1 protein-coding gene is annotated in these 556 nt (G+C 73.2%); it reads left to right on the top strand.

The window, feature by feature from the left end; translation table 11 throughout:
• On the top strand, positions 1-556 hold a 556-nt coding region (locus KUM32_RS36825; RefSeq protein ID WP_217146227.1), incomplete at both ends, for an AMP-binding protein.

Raw genomic sequence — 556 nt, 5'->3', positions numbered from 1 at the left:
GACTTCGCCCGAGCCCTGTTCGGCGTGTGGGCCGCGGGCGCGGTGGCCGTCCCGCTGCCGCCGCCCGTACGGTTCGCGTCGCTGGACATCCACCTGCGCCGGATCGCCCTGGCCATGCGGCAGTCTCAGGTGCGCGTGGTGCTCTCCGACGCCACGCTGGGCCGACTGATCGGTCCCGAACTCGGCGGCCCGGGCGGCGAGTTCGAGGTGCTCGACGTGGCGCGTACCGCAGCCGCCACGGCCCACCACCTGGAGGTGTCCGACCAGGAGCCCGGGCTCGTCCAGTACACCTCCGGGACCAGCGCGCACCCCAAGGGCGTGGTGCTCAGCCACGCCAACCTGCTGGCCAACGTCACGGCCATCGGCAAGGCGCTCGGCGTCACCGAGGCAGAGGTGTCCTGTAGCTGGCTGCCCCTCTTCCACGACATGGGGCTGATCGGCATGCTGCTCACCCCCGCGCTGCACGGCGCGCAGACCCTGCTGCTGCCACCCGAGGACTTCCTGCGCGACCCCGGCCGCTGGCTGCGCCTGATCAACCGCCACCGGGCGACCGCCG

Source organism: Streptomyces sp. AC627_RSS907 (genome assembly GCF_019049165.1).
This window is presented reverse-complemented; position numbering and strand designations above follow the sequence as displayed.